This is a genomic window from Bacillota bacterium, assembly GCA_013314855.1.
GTDB lineage: Bacteria > Bacillota > Clostridia > Acetivibrionales > DUMC01 > Ch48.
The window spans coordinates 1-18,611 of sequence record JABUEW010000085.1; the positions used below are offsets into that span (position 1 = coordinate 1).

The window sequence follows — 18,611 nt, forward strand, 5'->3', positions numbered from 1 at the left end:
TAAAATATTGAAAAATAAAGCAAAATCATTTAAAAATATATTTAATTTAAGAATTTTTAATTTTTTGAATAACTACTCTTGAAATAATTACATTTTTCTTGTAGTCTGTAAGTAAAAATACAAAAGATTAAGCCCCATTTATTTTAAGCACTTTGATTTATAAGGAGTACTGGGCGAACAGCACGTAGTAATATATAAAAGAATGTGACCATCATATTGCAGCAAAAGGAAGCATATGAGGTATATTTGCATATTGCATTTTGCATATTGCATATTATACTATTGTATTAAGAAAGGAAGATAGGTATATGTATAGTATATTATCTAATTTATTCTCTCTTCTTACAGGTTATTTAATTGGATCATTCCTGCCGGCATATTTTATTACAAAGCATTTGAAGGGTCTGGACATCCGCGATATAGGGACAAAAAATGCAGGCACAACAAATGTAAAACGCAGCGTAGGTTTTTGGCCTGCCGTGATAACAGGCCTTTATGATACCACCAAGGGACTGTTAGCCATAGCAATAGCTATATATATCTTCAACGTTCCTGAAACGGTAGCATACGCAAGCGGGTTTGCCGCCATACTCGGCCACATGTTCCCGTTTTATCTTAATTTCAGAGGGGGTAGAGGGGTTGCGGCTGCAACAGGCATGCTTATAGTATTTCTTATAAAACTTTCATTTGGGTTACCGTTGCATATACTTATTGGAGACGTGGTTTTTCTGGCTTTTCTGGCTTTAGCCATATATTACACGACATTGGACGAAAATTTTCTTTCTGTTGTGTTTTTGCCGGTTCTAATTGCATTGCTCCTCATTCGTTTCCGCTTTTCACCGACACTTATGTTGGTATTGGCATTGGTATGCTTTATTTTTGTTATTAGCGCAATAAACATGAAGCAACTGAAAATTTTTACAATAAAAAGCGAAGACTTCAGGTTATGGAGGGTCATGATAAGGCCGGTTGCCGTTATATTGCCAATACTGGGTTTGTTTATAAGCAAAAAAGTGCTTTTGCAACTTACTGGCTCTGTTCTTGCTTTTTTTCTTGCTGCAGACATGTTTAGAATATCTTGGAAGAAGGCTGAGAACATTCTTGAAAAAGAGCATGTAAAGGGTTTTAAAATATATAAGGCGAAAGAGAAGAAGAGAATATCATCCATGACGATGTTTCTTCTCGGTGTTTTTTCATCTTTTGTGTTTTTTAAATACGAGGTAGCATTTGCAGTTATTAGTTTCTCAATATTTGGAGACATGATGGCTAAAATTATAGGCATAAATTACAGCCGGAGGTACTTCAAATGGGGCAACTCCTCCCCAAAAACCGTTGAAGGTACTATAGGTTTTGCGATAATGTCCGTTTCGGTAGCTTATTTTCTATATGCCATAGGTATTTTACCTCTTGGAGCAGGTATACTTGGCGCTGTTATAGCATCGGCAGTTGAAGCTCTGCCTTTCCCTGTGGATGATAACTTAAGCGTGCCGATTATCTCCGGCGCAGTTATATCGCTTATTTTAAGATAAATCAAAATACAGTGAATAATGCGTTTGATTACCTTTTCCAAAAATACTTGAAGGTACAAAATATTCGATGAAAATTATGAGTGTTGATTGAAATTTTTAAAAATTTTGTAATGAAAATATTCACTCAGGCATTATATAATTATACTGGATAGTAAAAATAAATAAATAAAAAATGAGGAGTTTGTTTTATGCAGAAGTGTAGATTTGTTCTTCGTTTATCTTTTATTCTATCAATTTTCTTAATTATTATTTTAGTATCCTCAAACAGCTATGCTAATGATACAAGCCTGGGCAGATTCGGAGAAACGGTAAGCCCGGTTAATAACTCAAACGTTATCATGCAGGCTGAAGATATAACTGTGAGGGTTTCAGAAGGAATCAGCAAAGTGGAATGCGAATTTGTGTTTATCAATGATTCACAGGAAGAAACAACTGTGCTTATGGGGTTTCCCAGCGGGGATTTGGATGATGAAACGGAGAAAATGGCGGAATGGTTTCATGACTATAAGCTTTACAATTTTACTGCATGGGTTGACGGGAAAGAGGTGGAGGTAAAGCTTGAAAAGGGCGTAGGTCCGGAAACCGGGCAGGATAGTCTGAATTTCCCTTACTGGTATACATGGGAAGTGAATTTTAAACCCGGAGAAAAGAAAACGGTGAGAAATACTTACGAAACAAGGAATACCAGCAGTTCAATCGGACTGATCCAGACAGGTTACGTTTTAACCACCGGCGCCCCTTGGAAGGATAGAATAGAAAATGCGAGAATAATATTTGTTATGGAAAATGTTGAGCCATACCAGTTGGAAAGTATAAGTCCCGCTAATTACATATATGAAGGAGACAGAATTACATGGGAATTTAAGGATTTTGAACCGGACAGCAATATAAAAGTAGTGTTTAGTGTCAGGGAAAGGTACCTGTTGAGAGACCAGTTTAGGTATGATGCCAGATTGAACTCCATTATTGAAATGGAGAACCAGGGCAAATATAAAGAAATAGTTGAATTTATCGATGAATTTATGCAAGAAAAGGACTATGATAATTATGATGAATATATCGAAACCGGATTGAAACTGGCGAGAGCAAAAGCCCTTCTTAAGATAGGAGATGATGACCAGGCGATAGGGATACTTGATGACATAGCAGATGCAGGAGGCTTGGGAAGCAGGGAGGCTGCGTATTTGCTACTTAGTTATTATAAGGATAAGGGAATTGATAAATACAGGGAGTTTTATGAAAAGAAAGTATTTTTAAGGACCAATGGGGTTTTTCAAAAGCTTGCAGTTGATATGTTCCCCGACTTAAAAAGCGGTTATCCTCCTGAAATTACTAACCTGAAGATAACCCGGCAAAAAATAAGTGTAGATATCGAGGACAAAGATGATGATCTTAAAAAGATGTCGGTGGAAGTGTGGTACATGGAAGACGGAAAAAAGATGCACCTGGTAGATTATCAGATTGATGATTTTATGTACAACCGTTACACCGGCAGGTACTATGCATTTCTACCTGAAGTCGGGGATGATAAAAAGGTATATTACCGGGTCTATGCTGAAGACTGGGCCGGAAACACAGTGGACACAGGAGAAAAAGAGATAAAGGCATATACCGGATATAATGAGCATCAAGATGCCGAGGGTGGTCACTGGGCTTCAAAATATGCGGAACTGTTGTCCGATATTGAAGAAGTTCCGGAAAACATAACGGATGGGGATAAGTACATAACAAATAAAGACTTATTTAATATACTGGTTAAGTATTCGTATCTTTCTCCTGCAGAAAAATACAGGCAGAAAGACATTTTTTCACAGTTTTTAATTGAAGACAGGCTTGTAAGCCGGGCAGAGGCTATAAATGTCATAACGTGCTTTCTTCACGGCGTGCAGGGGTTTAAAATGGATATACAGGCATCATACGAGGATACATACGGCAAACAGTTCAAAGATTGGGAGGATGTACCTAAAGAGTACAAAGACAGTATATTGGCTGCTTTAAGAATAGGAGCGGTTATAGGGTACCCGGACGTTACCCTGAAACCCACCAATTATATTACTACCAATGAAGTTCTGGCTGTCCTGGCCAGGATAAAGTACGGTGAAATTTCAAAAAAGGAAGAGACGGGCAAAAGCAAGGGAGATGCATATATAAATATAGTATTTAAAGATGAGGAAGCTTTTAAATGGTACAATGAACATTCAGGAGACAGATATGTCGTATATGAGGATGGACAGTGGTATGTATTGGAAGATGATAGGGGCCAGGTTTATAAACAGAAATGCTCTGAGGAGTTAGCAATAAAAATTAAGAATACAATGCCGCAAATATACTATGAAGAGAAAAATGGAACAGTGGAAATAAATATACTGCAAAAGCTTGGGGGTCCACCTCACCGCTATGTTTTGATTGTTGATAAGAACACTCTTGAAATTACAGGTAGAGAAATAAGGGATTATTGATACAATGTTAACTTGGATAAAGATGAAAGGGGTAATACATTATGCAGGATGTTAATCGTTGTGCATACTTGGATTCAGACCATAAGTTTACAATTTTAAAAGTACATAAACCAAAGCCCGCTGAGGATGAGGTTACAGTGAGGATTATGGTTAACGGTATTTGTGGTTCGGATATTCATTTTTACCATGAGGGGAGGCTGGGAAATTTTGTTGTTACAAAACCATATATTCCAGGGCATGAAGCCAGTGGGATTATTGAGGACGTAGGAAAGGGTGTAGAAAATTTCATACCTGGGGATCGGGTAGTAATAGAACCTGGTATTCCATGTGGAAAATGTAATTATTGTAGGATAGGACGCTATAATCTCTGTAAGGAGGTTGTATTTCTTTCTGCTCCACCAATAAACGGTACATTTTGTGATTATATTACCGTCCGAGCAGATTGTGTACACAAGTTTCCTGAAAATATTTCTTTTGAGGAGGCAGCCTTGATTGAACCTACTGCCGTTGCCATACATGCAGTAAATAGGGCTAATTTTAGAAATGGCAGTACTGCCTTAATTATAGGAGTTGGCCCTATTGGTCTGTTAACAATGCAGACTTTTAAGGCAGCAGGCGGTTCAAAGGTAATTTGTGCGGATATATCGGAAAACCGTCTTAAGATAGCAAAAGAATTAGGTGCAGATGAAGTAATAAATGTTGCTGATAACAAGGAAGAGTTACATGAAGCAGCAGATATTATTTTTGAAACTGCAGGCTCAGTTAGTGCAACAGCATCCTTATTCAATATTGCAAGGCGTGGCGGATGTGTTGTACAAGTAGGGTGGCCTGGAAATATTATAGTAGAAATGAATATAGCCAATTTCATTGATAAGGAACTAAATTATATTGCAGTGAATAGATATGCAAATGCTTTTCCTACGGCAATTTCATGGATCTCGGATGGACGGATTAACGTAGGTAGGCTGATAACCCACCGGTTTGAATTTGATAACATTGCCGAAGCATTTGAAGTTTCCCTTAAAAACCGAGAAAAGGTAATTAAAACGGTGGTCATAAATAGAAGATAAAGAAGGACCTATAGAGTTAATCGATGAGAATATTGCCAGTGATTACGGAAAACTAGGAAAAATGTTTGAACTCAAAAACAAAACGGGCAATATGGAAGTTCTGGAAAAGATACTAACCGGAGAGGAAATAGTAGCACAAATAACCAGTTCTGTAGACTCATATCTTGGGCCAATCTAAAATTCGCCTGTTTCCCAATAATGCATGGCATCCCGACAAAGAAATTTAAATATTTTATATAAATTTTTGAAGGATTTTATTGTAATTGTGTAGAATTATAAGAAAATTAAGGTATAATAATTTGTGTTATATATAAATAGATGGATAGATAATATCTTAAAAGAAATTGTAGGGAAAGAAAATGTTTGTTTTGCTTGGTTACATAATCCATGAAATGATACATGAAAACAACAGGATAAGGATTTATAGAGGGTATGCAGTCCGGGGTCAGGTACCGGTTATCATAAAGGTGCTAAAGGAAGAGGCAAACAATCCAGTGGAAATATCCAAATTCATTTATGAGTACGAGATTACCCGAACTCTTGAGATTGAGGGCATTATTAAGCCTATTAGACTGGAGAAGGCTGGTAACTCTCTTGCTCTAATAATGGAAGACACCGGGGCCGTATACCTAAGAGAATATGTTAGGAACAACTATGTAGATATTCCAACCTTCCTTGATATAGCTGTCCAGCTAGCGGAGACACTGGGCGAACTTCACCAAAATGGAATAATTCACAGGGATTTGAGGTCGGAAAACATACTTGTTCATCCCGGAACAGGAAAAACAAAAATAATTGACTTTAGCACAGCGGTCCTTTTTTCTACGAAAATTGAAAATGCAACAATAACCGGTGCCCCCTTAGGGACTCTTGAACATATGCCCCTAGGTATGCCCCTAGAGCAGTCATGGCGGGTGGAAAGTGATGCCGACTACCGCAGCGACTATTATTCTCTCGGAGTAGTATTTTACGAAGTTTTAACCGGTCAGCCTCTATTGCAGTCTGAAGACCCTGTTGAATGTTTGCATGTCCACATTGCCGGGAAGCCGGAAGCTCCGGATAAAATTAATCCAAAGATACCTCAGGCCTTATGCGCCGTTATTATGAAACTGCTTTCCCAAAATCCTGATGAGAGGTACCAGAGTGCTTTTGGACTTGTAAGAGATTTGGAGGAATGCAGGCGGCAGTGGAACCTGGCAGGAAAAATTGAACCATTCACTCCCGGACAGATGGATATATCTCCGCGTTTTGAGCTGCCACGCAGGCTTTATGGAAGGAAAGATGAGGCACAAGTTCTGAAAACTGCTTTCGAGCGTGCATGCGCTAATCAGGGAGAATTTATCATGGTAAGCGGATATGCTGGTACAGGGAAAACTATGTTGATAAACGAAACCCTCAAGCCTATTGCGATGAAAAAAGGATATTTTGCATACGGCAAATTTGACCAGCTGCGTCAAAATATACCCTACGCTTCCTTTGCCGCTGCCATGGGAAGTGTGATAAGGCAGCTTATGACCGAGAGCAAGGAAAACCTCGAAATATGGAGGGAAAAAATATTGCGAGCCCTGGGGCGTAGCGGTGCCGTTATTACCGGGCTGATTCCCGAAGTAGAAATGATAATCGGACAACAACCACCTGTTGAAGCACTTCAGCCAAAGGAGGCACAGAACCGCTTCTTTATGGTATTCGGAAATTTTATCAAGGTTTTTGCAGAGAAAGAACATCCCTTGGTAATATTTTTGGATGACATACAGTGGGCTGATTTGTCTTCTTTACAGCTTATCAGATACCTTTGCAGGGATACTAACCTGGATTATCTGCTTCTTGCCGGCGCCTACAGGGATAACGAGGTTACGGCGGAACATCCGCTGCCCGTGATCCTCGAGAAAATCAGGGAGGAAGGGATTCCAGTGCGCCAAATTCACCTCGCTCCTTTTGACCGTACAGAAGTTATAGAGTTCATTGCGGGAGCCTTGCACTGCCCCGAGGCAAAAGTTGAATTGCTCGCCGATACATTGTACCGTAAAACGTGTGGTATTCCCTTCTTCCTGGGACAGTTATTAAAGAGCGTTTATAACGAAAAGCTTATAACGTTCAATATGAAGAAAGGCTGCTGGGAATGGGAAATAGAAGCCATACTGGGATTGCAAATGCCCGATGACGTTATGGACCTTATACTTGAAAAGCTGCAAACGCTTCCGGGAGAAACGATCAGCATCTTAAAACTGGCTTCCTGTATCGGAAATACTTTTGATATCAAAACTCTGTCTACCATCTGTGAAAAAACACAGGTTGAAACGGCCTCACTTATTTTTCCGGCCGTTCTCGAGGGATTTGTACCTCTTGTATCTCATGAGGAAAAGGATTTGCAGGTATCACATCAAGGTACTGTAACCGGTATTTATGAATTCTTGCATGACATGGTCAGGCAAGCGGTGTATTCCCTGTTTCCGGAAGAAGAGAAGAAAAAGGCACACGTGAAGGTTGGCCGGATGATTCTGCAAAGTATGAGCCAGAACGAGCTTGACGACAGGATATTGTCCGTTTTGGACCATTTAAACCGAGGCCTGGATTTAATTAAAGACCTGGAGGAAAGGCTGAAGCTTGCAGGATATAACCTGACAGCGGGCCGGAAAGCAAAAGCCTCTGCTGCTTACGATTTGGCCATTAGCTTTTTTAGAGCAGGTATGGAGCTTCTGCCGGACGGTTCATGGGATAGCTGCTACAATCTATGCTACGACCTTTACATGGAACGTGCCCAGTGCGAGTATCTTGCGGGCGATCCCACAATGGCGGAGCGACTGTTCGACATGATAGTCAACCGGCTGGGGACAGAGCTTGAGAGGGCGGATGTGTACAGCCTGAAGATGGTGTTGTATACCGGAACGGGGAAATACGGCGAAGCTGTAAAAATTGGCTTAAATGCATTGAAAAATCTTGGGATGAAACTGCCATCCAAGCCCGGTATATTCGATAATGCTAGGGAACTGCTGTTATACAAATGGCATATGCGCAATAAGAGCATAGATGACCTGGCTGAACTGCCTGAGATGGAGGATCCGGTTCAGAAGAAAGTTGCCCAGCTCCTTATAAGCTTTATATTAGTTACATGCACAAGTTATCCCGATTTATATGCACTGGCCATCATAAAAGCAGGCAATCATGCAGTAAGATATGGTAATAACGAAATAGCTTCAATAGGATATATAGGATATAGTATAATTGAAGGAAGCGTGCTGGGCAATTACGCAGACGGGTACAAGCTTGGCAAGGTGGCAGTAACACTTGTGGAAAGGTTTGGTAAAAACTTTGCTAAGTGCATTGTGTATTTTACGGTCGGTTCGATTATATACCATTGGACACGGCATGGAAAAGAAGGGCTTCAATACCTGTATAAAGCCGTACAATGTGCCATTGAAGCTGGAAATGTGCTTATAGCCGGGTACTCCTACGGAGTTATTCTCGAAAACAAATACATTATGGGGACAGCTCTCGATGAAGTCCTGGAGGAAGCACGAAAGTGCAGCAGCTATGCCCGGAAAATGAAACACGAAAACCTTGCTATAAACGCTGCAATCTATGAACGGCTTGCTTCTGCTTTGGTAGGCCGGAGCGGCGGCTTTGCTCCAGTTGGTGCCGACGGTTTTGATGAAGATGGCTTTATTAAATCAATGAAAGGCGATAAGGCATCGATGGCAGCTTATTATTTTTCAAAAATGCAGCTTTGCTACCTGTCCGGCGAATATCGAGATGCAATCTCTGCGGCAGAAAAAATCAAAAGCTGTACAGGTGCGATAATGGGGTTTATGCTATCCGCAGAATACAATTTCTATTACTCTCTTGCAATTACTGCTATATATGAGCAACTGTCTCCAAAGGACAGGAAAAGATTCATAAAAGTACTTAAGAAAAACCAGCGGCAGATGAAGAAATGGTCGTATTTCTGCCCGGAAAACTTCCTGCACAAGTACTTGTTGGTTGAGGCCGAAATATCGCGTATATTCGGGAGGAAACAGAAAGCCTGGAACCTGTATGATAAAGCCATCCGGTCCGCACATGAAAACGGTTATATTCAGAACAAAGCCATCGCCTGTGAACTGGCTGCAAGGTTTTATTCGGCTGAAGGCAGGGACAGGATTGCAAAGGCATATATGAGCGATGCTTTCCGTTTATACTGCGAATGGGGAGCAGTAGCAAAGATACAGGATTTGGAATGCCGGTATCCGGAACTGTTAGATGGAGTAGAGGTGGAAGAGGAAAAGGGAAAGTATGATTCAGCCGAAATATTAAGAAATATTCTCATGTTTTCTAATATCAGCGAAAGCAAAGCGGCAAGCGACCGTGATATTTACTCGATTCAAAAGGTGATACGGAATATCTCGGAACAATCTGACCCTGATAAGCTACTGGAAAACTTTTTGGAGGTTGCAGTGGAAAGCGCCGGTGCGAACAAGGGGTACTTGATACTGGAAAAGGACGATGAATTATTCATTGAAGCAGCAATTGAAGCAGCAAAGGTCAACGAAAGCAGCCGAGGAGTAGTCATAAAATCTATTTCCCTGGAAGAAAGCGACAACCTTTCAAGGTCGGTGGTACGGTATGTTGCCAGAACATTTGAACCGGTGATAGTGAATAGTATCGAGCAGGCCGGAATATTTGCCAGGGACCCGTATATTACAAAATCCGGGGTAAAATCCATAGCTTGTATTCCCCTGCAACTTAGAGACATACCTGTAGGGGTTTTGTACCTGGAAAACAGTTTTATGCCAGGAGTATTTACCGAAGAGCGTCTTGGGCTACTAAAACTCCTGGCGGGTCAAATGATCTATGCAAAAGCACTGCAGACATTTTTGGAGAGGGATGCCTCTGAAATAAAGGGTGAAACATACCTGTCTCCGGCTGATTTCCTTACAGAAAGAGAGATGGAGGTACTCAGGCTGATTGGGGCAGGGCTGTCGAACAGGGAAATTGCTGAAAGGCTGGAGGTTACCGTAAATACTGTCAAAACCCATATAAAGAATATATACGGAAAACTCCAGGTGAATAGAAGGGTACAGGTCGTGGCAAGGGCGAAGGAATTGAATATGTTGTAAAATTTATTGTGTATTGTAAAATTTATTATTAATTATTAATTATTAGACGCACACCTCGCATATTATGCGAAGGTGTGCTTTTTATAAAAAAATGCTTTTCTCACCCATTCGGGTGATGTTTTTTTTAGAACATTTTTTATGCTATATATTGTTGAAATTTATCTGAGTCAGTCGATTAAGAAATTTGGCCAGTGGGGTGAAGACGGTTGAACATATATTATCATGTTGTGAAATTGGTAAAAGATAAAAAATGCAAATTTAATTTTTGGTACAGCAAAGATGCATATTTTGATGTTCCAGGGAACGTAGAGGTTAATCTTGCAAAATCGGGAGGTTCGGTTACATTTGACAGCCAGTCAAATAATATTCTGACTTTGGAGGAGAAGGAGGAGATCGTCAAGTGCGTGATGAAGAACATTTGCCTGTAAAAAGGAAAAAGTATGTGCATCTTTATCAATGCAGGCCGGGGGATATACTTGCAGATGATCTGTACAATGACCACGGCATTCTTATTGTATCGAAAGGCACAGTAATTAATGAGTATATTATTAAAAGGCTGGAGGCTTTCCGGGTACGCCAGTTATCGGTGTACGAGCCAAAGGATCGAAAAAAAGGAGAAAAAAACGTGCTGTTTATAAAAAAATTTAAAAGAGACTATAAGGAAAACCTTGATATAATAAAGCAGGTGTTGAATGACCTGGTATCAGGGAAAAAACTGGATTATGAGAAAATTGAGTATATTTCTAATTTCGTTTATTCCCAAATAAGCAACATAAGCTATATCCTGGAATGTATGAATGAAATAAAAAACGTGTCTGAATATACTTATACACACAGTATCAATGTTTCGGTTTATGCTTTACTAATAGCCAGGTGGTTGGGCCTATCGGAAGAAGAAACTAAAAGTGTTGTTACAACGGGTATTCTACATGATATAGGCAAATCAAGAATACCCGTCGATATTTTAAATAAGAAAGGTCCGCTGTTGCCAGAGGAATATGAGCAGATAAAGAATCATACCGCTATTGGATGTGAGCTTACGGAAAATATCCCGCAAATAACTAATGATATAAGGGAAGGTATATACATGCATCATGAGCGGGAGGATGGAAAGGGTTACCCTCTTGGTATAAAAGGAGATAGGATAAACCGGTATTCAAAAATCATATCCGTTGCCGATGTATATGACGCATTAACTTCAGAAAGGATTTACAAAAAACGGATTACTCCATTTGATACATTCAGGGAGTTTTTAAGAATAGGATACGGATATTTTGATACAAAAGTTATGATAACCTTTCTCTCCAATGTATCAAGTTATTACATTGGTTCAAAGGTGAAAATGAATAATGGTAAAACAGGTGAAGTTGTTTTTATCTCGCCGCAAAGTATTTCAACGCCGATTGTATCTGTTGACGGCATGTATATAGATTTATCGCAAAACAAGCAATATAAAATTGTTGAGATGGTGTAGTCCGTATATATCCGTATATAAAATGATATTCCGAACGTTTTTCAGACCATGTTGAAAACTATGTAAAATAAAGACCCGGATACCCAAAGGGATTTATCGACTACCTGTACCTGTATATCCTGTATATAAAGGACTATTTTATATAAGAATTTGAAGCGGTCATAATTTGAAGCTTAAACATGTATTGCATATTATTATTAGATATTTTACAATAGTATTATACAAAAAATAAGGTGGTGCAGTATGAATTTTTACGGAAAAACGGTGGTTGTAACGGGAGGAGGCCAGGGAATAGGCCGGGTTATCTGCAGGTCATTTGCAAAAGAGGGAGCGAAGGTAATAATTGCGGATATTGATGAAGAGGCAGGGCAGGAAAATGAAGAGTATATAAATAAAAATGGCGGCGAAGCCATTTTTATAAAAACCAATGTGGCTCTGGAAGAGGATGTAAGAAATTTGTTTAAGCATGTCAGCGAAAAGTATGGAAGGGTGGATGTCCTCATAAATAATGCAGGAATCGGAGCAGGCGGCACTATATTTACAAGGAGTATGGATGAATGGGATAGGGTAATTGCCGTAAATTTAAGGGGTACATATATGTGTTCCAGGTATGCTGCCGAACTGATGGCGAAAAAGGGGGGTGGAGCCATTATAAATATCTCTTCTACCAGGGCTCTAATGTCTGAACCGAATACAGAACCTTATTCGGCATCAAAAGGTGGTATTTTGGCCCTGACTCATTCTCTGGCGGTAAGCCTTGGCGAATATGGGATAAGGGTTAACTCCATATGCCCAGGATGGATTGAAGTGTCTGAGCACAAAAAAAGCTCAAAGGTATTCAAACCGGAGTTAAGGGAGATTGACCACAAACAGCATCCCGCGGGTAGGGTTGGAAAGGCTGAAGATATTGCAGCGGCCTGCATGTTTCTTGCGTCAGATGAAGCGGGTTTTATTACCGGCGCAAACCTGAATGTTGACGGCGGAATGACTGTTAAAATGATTTATGCAAAATAGCATTTACATGTGGACGTATCAAGGCACAGTTAATTCGACAGGATTCGACAGATACCAGGTACATGAATACCAATAACCCGGAAGATTAGGATAATGATGTCTTGATTGATGATGTATTCTGCTGTGTGGAAGCTTGAATTCAAAAATTTTTGAATATTTAAAAATACCAATAATATATTTATTATATAGTTATATTTATTATAGTAAATAGTAGTAAGCCAAAAAGAGGGATGATTTTTTTGATCAACAAATTATTTATTACCAGCCAAATACAAATTGATAACAATATAAAAATCCCTGAAACTATGCCTGATATCGGAAAAGTTGATGAAATACTATCTGAGATTTGCATAAACAGAAAATATATAGTAAAAACACCTGTGGGGGAATCCGCTGAGGAAACTTATGTTAATGGCAATAAAATTATGGTTCATTGGATATTAAAGCAAAAAATACTATATATTGCTGTTCCAGGTGAAAACCTTCATGCTTTTGATGCGAGGTCCGAGTTTTTAAATGGTATTATACTTCCTTTGACGGCCATCTACCTTCCGGAATCAATTTGTGACCTTCTTACAGTTGTTGGTCGAATAGAAAATATAGCCTATTCAGTATATGATAAACGAACAATAATGCAAAACCTATCTGTTGCACTTGAAATCGACAAAGATTTATATGAATACTATTTTAAAAGCTATAATTTAAGTAAAATAGATCCTTTGGAGATACTGGAGAAGACAGATTATCAGGAAGATGAATAAGAAAGGGCGGATAAGTTCTTAAGCCTATCCGCTCTATTGCAGCTCTATTGCATATCGAAAAGTAGTTATGGGGATGAAAAATCGTAATTTTCGTAGTTATGCAAATAATGCACTGGTAGCATTTAAAAATAAAGTTACATTTTTTAGTATAGTCCGCGGGTTCTCTAAATTCACATATACATCCTCAATAAAGGGTTCTACATTAATTTGGTTTACTATTCCGGGGGTAATCGGCACAGTGAGCGTAGGCAATACCATGAAGGTACTGAATGGTAAATCAAATTCAGCAGCATGGATTGCTTGCTCTGGTGTGGCCGCAACATAAGTTATCTTCTGTTTTACAATACCTTCAACTACAAGTTTTGAGCCAGTTAATATCAATCCTGCTGTTGACGTACCTACTGGAGTAATAACAATGCGCGTACTCGTTATATGCGCTTCAATGAGGACCTTTAAAATCTGCTCTATATCTGGTTTTGCATCGGGTATTACTAGTTTTTCCATTACAGAAAATTGTGCAAATGCTACGGGTGCTGTTGGAAAGTTATCAGCAATACCTACAATTTCCACTAGATCCCTAACAACATTAGCCATTGTTGACCCTCCAATCACGGTAAAATCGTCACATTCAAAAAGACAGTGACATTTTTGAATATAGTTCTGGCATCTACCTGATTGATATAAACGTCTTCAATAAATGCCTCCACAGGATATTTCAATGCCAGTTGAGGAGTTATAGGTAGAACCGGAAGCGGAATTACAACAAAGGTGCTGAAAGGCGTTTCGAATTCAGCCGCATGAACAGACTGCGTGGGCTCATTAGCTACATATTCTATTTTTTGGCGTAGCTTACCTTCTACTATTAATTTTGCTCCCGTGAGTATCGAACCACCTACTGCAGTGCCGATAGGTGTTGCTACCACGTTGGTACTGATTATAACAGTATCAATTGTTACTTTTGTAATTTGTTCAATGTCTGGTTTTGTATCAGGCAATCTGAGTGTTTCTGCGATAGCAATCTGGGTAAAGTTTGTTGGAGCTGTTGGAAATTGATCTGCTATTCCCACAATCTCTACCAAATTTCTTAATACAGAAGCCATAGTAAAACCTCCCTAGAAGATTAATTTTTTGGGTTACTCCCAGTATATATTATGTTAACGTTTATAAAAGCGTTACAAGAATATTGAAATTTTATATGAAAAATATTGTAACACTTTAGAGAAAATTTAATATTATAATACTGGTAATATTTCCGGAGGTGTTATAATATGGGTTATAGAATAATACGTTCAAAACCAATAACAGTAGATCAAAATGAGGAAATCGATCTAAAATTCAAGCTTAGGCCCGAAAATAGGGGTGTAATCCACGGTATAGTTGTGGACCCTGAAGATAATCCTGTTAAAGATGTCCTGGTAAAGTTATTTCAGAAACAGGATTGCAATGAAAAATTAAAACCTATTGCGTTCCAATTCACGGATAAATGCGGACAGTTTCTGTTCCCAGTAGAACCTAACATTGAACATATCATAAAAATTGCCTATATTGAAAAAGAAGCCTGCATTTATTCAATAAATGACGAACTCTATATAGAACCTGAAAATGGTTAATCAATTATTGCCGGGAATGATATAGTTTGTTTGAAAGGAGGATTTTATGGCCAATATAGTAAGGGACCTGATAGAAATTTCGGGAATAGCAGATGCTTTTCCATCATGTCCGAGAGCATTTACTGAAATGTCGGTGATGGAAAACCTCAAGATACCCGATCTGAAGCCAGAAGCCGAACAAATATTAAAAGTTATCGCAGAAGTCAATGTACTTAGTAAAAGAATTGTTGAAACTCCAATTGGGAAAAGTTCATCAGGGCTAATATCTACTGGTGCAAAGCTTATTGTAGAATTAAATATACGGGAAAAAATAGTATACATAGCCAATGAACCTTCACAGCCTGTACACGCATTTGAAAATGAAAAGATTGTAAGTTCATACATAGTTTTACCAAAAATATCACTACCGTTAACTCCTGGTTTACCTGACATAATAGCGGTTGAAGCTTTCATCGAAGACATATTTGTAAAGCTGACGGACAAAAGAGATATTTTTAAAAACATTACAATTTTTCTTAATGCATCGAGTTCACTATTTAACTAAATCTTGACATATTCCCAATTATAATTCAGCATATATTGACGCACTATGCTAACAAAGAACCCGGGGTGTTAATTCAGGTTCTTTGTTAGCATTACATTGAAAAATCCGACAAATGAGCCGCCAAGGTTTATGATTAAATCCTGCAAATTTTTGTGTAAACCCCTTATTGAATTCACATGTATTCCCCCAATCACAGCACATATCACACATATCATTATTATATCATATTATGTTCTCTGCTTAATGTATTTAAAGGTTAAATATATTACAGGATATTTTATATTACAGGATATTTCCCTTGCTCGGATGTGTAGCTTTCCCCCTGCCGAAATATTTTTTTATCTTTAAACAAATAAGAAATTAATGTAATTATTTTGCTCATACTGGTTGAAGTTAACAATGAACTTATTGGACTTTAGCGTCCTATACCAATTATATCTCTACATTAACAACACATTTATCCGCCACAAAAACAACTACCCATTTCTTAAGCCTGGGCAGGTTTTGAAGCTCATCAGAGCTTTTGTACTTCATTATCTGTTCCATGGCTTCGTTTTTCTTCTCTTCTATGATTTTTTCCCCGTGTGCTTCATATTCCAATTTTTTAATGTACTTTACCTCAAATATTGCAAAATAGGCAGGATCAATGGGTTCCCTTTTCAATAGAGCTATATCTATATATCCATCCTCTACTTCATATTCCGATTTTACCAGGTACACGCTGCTTAGCATAAAATAAGAAAGCATAATAAGTTTAACATATTTTTCGTCAAAATTTATGTAATCACGGTTGGAAAGCTTGTGCAGGGTCTTTTCGATCACTTCTATAAACTTTTCATTCTTGCCTTCAAGGGCAATTTGCGATACAGCGTCGCTGATTTCTGAGGCGTCAAGCTCATAATCCATGGCCTCTCTTATCTTTTTAGCAAAATAATCAAAGTATAAGCCCTTTATAGCGTAGTTGGGAACTCTTAGCTTCACTCGGGATAATACCCTTTCATCTATTGTTAGAAGCCCCAAGTAAAACAGCAACGATATAAAATCATCCTGCGTAAAATCCTTTTCCATACTGAATTGCCTGGTTATCTGTGCTACAATTTCCTCTCCATTTAGTATCTTTTCTAAAACTTCCATATTGCCTTTTCTGTTCTTTAGCTCAAACATCCTGCCCAATTTCCCATAGTCGCTGGCAATGTTCTGGTCGATTAAGTCTATAGGTCCTTCTTTGTTTTCTATATAGGTTTTTAAATAGTATAATATCATGTCACTATTAAATAACCTTTTTTTTGCTTTCTCCGAAAACAAGTACCCGTCATAGTTCTTATGCAGCACTTCCATTAACTCTTCCATATTACTTTCGCTCACAGGAAAACGGGCAGTATCCTTAACCATCCGCCTTACTTCTTCCTCGGTAAAGCCCATCATTTCATTAAAAGTATCCAGCCTTGTTATGTCATCGGCAATGTTAAATCCGCTGGTAAGGCTATCCAGGGTAATTGGGCTTACACCTGTGGCAAATATGCGCTTTACAATTGTCTTTGTCTGCTTCTTAAGCACCTCGTACCACTTTCTAACAAATCCGGTTTTGCTTACCGACTGCTTGAACAAGTCAAACTGAAAGCTTAGAAGCTCATTTGCAAAATGGTCATATTCGTCTATGATAACGTAAATGGGCTTATCGATTTTATTCTTAACATCTGTAAAAAAATCTTCCAATATATTCGCTGCTGATATATTCAAATCGGATTCTTTTATTATATAGTCAGGCGATAATTTATAGCGATTTATGAAATCTTTAAATGCCAACCTTGTAACATTTATAAAGCTTTCTTCCAATTGTTCCTTTGTATCGGTGGTAACTCCAGTGAAATCAAAATTAATAACATAGTAGCTGTTCCTTTCTTTTGTCGGATTCCGTCCTATATAAGTATCCTTAAACAAAGCATCAAAATGCTCTTTTTCATTTATATCATAATAGCTTTGGAGCAACGATACAAATAAACTTTTGCCAAACCTTCTCGGGCGCAGGAAAAATAAATAGTATGAATGTAAATTCTCCAGTTTTTCTATATACATTGTCTTATCAACATAGTATAAATTCTCTTCTACCAGCATTTTATAATTACTGATACCATATGGCAGTTTCTTCAATCCGACTCACTCCTCTCGCACCCTAATCCGATCCTTTCAATCCCTTAAACATTATTTATTTAACACACTCTTGAATAATTTCTATTTAATTCTTTATTAATGATTATAGCCCATTTACTTGATTATTACAACAATCATTACGATTATGAAATTATAATGCCGTTTTCAATTCCCCCGTTTCTTCCTCTGTCATCCCACACGTTGCAATATTTTTAAGCCATACCTTAAATAACTTGAGATCCTCTTTGCTCATCTTATTTAACTGCTCTACCAGTTTTTTTAGCCTCATAATTATTTCGTCATACCGAGGCTTCAGATCTATGTAAAATACTGCGCCGATTAAATTACCAAGCTGTAGCGGCTCCTCTTCACTCAGTATATAAAAGAATACTTCTCTTCCGTCAATCCTGACCTTGTATACCATTTGGAACTTGCAGATTTTTATTACGAAAAAACACTCCTTGAGGAAAAATTCTACTTAAGTCCCTTTGAAGTAAAAATCAGTTCACACATAAACCGGAACAGCTATTGCAGGGAAAGGTACGAATTGGGGAAAAAGCAGATATCGGTAGGACCTAATGGTACATTATATCCCTGCGTACAATTTGTAGGGGACAGCAATTTCGCAATAGGCCATGTTAACAATGGAATAAATGAAGACTTATGCAGTACTTATACTTTATATTTGAAATTAATGTCGAAAAAAGTAACTTCATAAAAAATTTGACAAATATTGCGAACATATGTAAAATATAATATAACCTGACTTTGGTATCAGACATTAAAAAATGGTGATAACTTTACAAAAATTGTAAGGCTGTTGCAACTGCAACAGCCCTTTTAAGTATCCGAAAATTCAAGTTATAGTTTATAGTTGAATATCGATTTTATTTGTGACTCTGTCAG

At 38.2% G+C, this 18,611-nt stretch carries 14 protein-coding genes; 10 read left to right on the plus strand and 4 right to left on the minus strand.

Features of this window, described 5'->3' with window-relative positions; all coding sequences use genetic code 11:
• Nucleotides 1-308 precede the first annotated feature (308 nt).
• The 8 genes from HPY74_14090 (at nucleotide 309) to HPY74_14125 (ending at nucleotide 13,400) form a co-directional block, all read left to right on the plus strand.
• Nucleotides 309-1,529 (plus strand): glycerol-3-phosphate acyltransferase, encoded by a 1,221-nt coding sequence (locus HPY74_14090; GenBank protein ID NSW91774.1) that lies wholly within the window; start codon nucleotides 309-311, stop codon nucleotides 1,527-1,529.
• A 188-nt stretch (nucleotides 1,530-1,717) separates the two neighbouring features.
• On the plus strand, nucleotides 1,718-3,988 hold the full coding sequence (locus tag HPY74_14095; protein NSW91775.1) for a DUF4424 family protein: 2,271 nt from the start codon (nucleotides 1,718-1,720) through the stop codon (nucleotides 3,986-3,988).
• Between the two features lie 41 nt (nucleotides 3,989-4,029).
• Nucleotides 4,030-5,058, plus strand: coding sequence for an NAD(P)-dependent alcohol dehydrogenase (locus HPY74_14100; GenBank protein NSW91776.1), 1,029 nt, complete (start codon nucleotides 4,030-4,032; stop codon nucleotides 5,056-5,058).
• 359 nt (nucleotides 5,059-5,417) lie between these two features.
• On the plus strand, nucleotides 5,418-10,151 hold the full coding sequence (locus HPY74_14105; GenBank protein ID NSW91777.1) for an AAA family ATPase: 4,734 nt from the start codon (nucleotides 5,418-5,420) through the stop codon (nucleotides 10,149-10,151).
• Between the two features lie 206 nt (nucleotides 10,152-10,357).
• A complete protein-coding gene (locus HPY74_14110) occupies nucleotides 10,358-10,579 on the plus strand; it encodes a hypothetical protein (GenBank protein ID NSW91778.1) in 222 nt (73 codons plus the stop codon).
• Nucleotides 10,552-11,625, plus strand: a complete 1,074-nt coding sequence (locus tag HPY74_14115; GenBank protein NSW91779.1) for an HD-GYP domain-containing protein — start codon at nucleotides 10,552-10,554, stop codon at nucleotides 11,623-11,625. The genes HPY74_14110 and HPY74_14115 overlap by 28 nt, the downstream gene beginning before the upstream one ends.
• Nucleotides 11,626-11,868: 243 nt before the next feature.
• Nucleotides 11,869-12,639: an SDR family oxidoreductase gene (locus HPY74_14120; GenBank protein ID NSW91780.1), complete on the plus strand. Its 771-nt coding sequence runs from the start codon at nucleotides 11,869-11,871 to the stop codon at nucleotides 12,637-12,639.
• Between the two features lie 239 nt (nucleotides 12,640-12,878).
• A complete protein-coding gene (locus HPY74_14125; GenBank protein NSW91781.1) occupies nucleotides 12,879-13,400 on the plus strand; it encodes a hypothetical protein in 522 nt (173 codons plus the stop codon).
• A gap of 96 nt (nucleotides 13,401-13,496) precedes the next feature.
• Here HPY74_14125 and HPY74_14130 read toward each other — a convergent pair whose 3' ends face one another.
• Nucleotides 13,497-13,994: a DUF3794 domain-containing protein gene (locus tag HPY74_14130; protein ID NSW91782.1), complete on the minus strand. Its 498-nt coding sequence runs from the start codon at nucleotides 13,992-13,994 to the stop codon at nucleotides 13,497-13,499.
• A 14-nt stretch (nucleotides 13,995-14,008) separates the two neighbouring features.
• On the minus strand, nucleotides 14,009-14,500 hold the full coding sequence (locus tag HPY74_14135) for a DUF3794 domain-containing protein (GenBank protein ID NSW91783.1): 492 nt from the start codon (nucleotides 14,498-14,500) through the stop codon (nucleotides 14,009-14,011).
• A 168-nt stretch (nucleotides 14,501-14,668) separates the two neighbouring features.
• On the opposite strand from HPY74_14135, the gene HPY74_14140 reads away from it, so the two are divergent.
• Both HPY74_14140 and HPY74_14145 read left to right on the plus strand, forming a co-directional pair.
• Entirely contained in the window at nucleotides 14,669-15,010 is a 342-nt protein-coding gene (locus tag HPY74_14140; protein NSW91784.1) for a hypothetical protein, read from the plus strand.
• 46 nt (nucleotides 15,011-15,056) lie between these two features.
• Nucleotides 15,057-15,554 (plus strand): DUF3794 domain-containing protein, encoded by a 498-nt coding sequence (locus HPY74_14145; GenBank protein NSW91785.1) that lies wholly within the window; start codon nucleotides 15,057-15,059, stop codon nucleotides 15,552-15,554.
• Between the two features lie 432 nt (nucleotides 15,555-15,986).
• On the opposite strand, the gene HPY74_14150 is transcribed toward HPY74_14145, so the two are convergent.
• Together HPY74_14150 and HPY74_14155 are read right to left on the minus strand one after the other, a co-directional pair.
• Nucleotides 15,987-17,669, minus strand: coding sequence for an AAA family ATPase (locus HPY74_14150; protein NSW91786.1), 1,683 nt, complete (start codon nucleotides 17,667-17,669; stop codon nucleotides 15,987-15,989).
• A 187-nt stretch (nucleotides 17,670-17,856) separates the two neighbouring features.
• Nucleotides 17,857-18,129 carry a hypothetical protein gene (locus HPY74_14155; protein NSW91787.1) on the minus strand — a complete coding sequence of 91 codons (273 nt, stop codon included), beginning with the start codon at nucleotides 18,127-18,129 and terminating at the stop codon, nucleotides 17,857-17,859.
• Nucleotides 18,130-18,611: the final 482 nt, after the last annotated feature.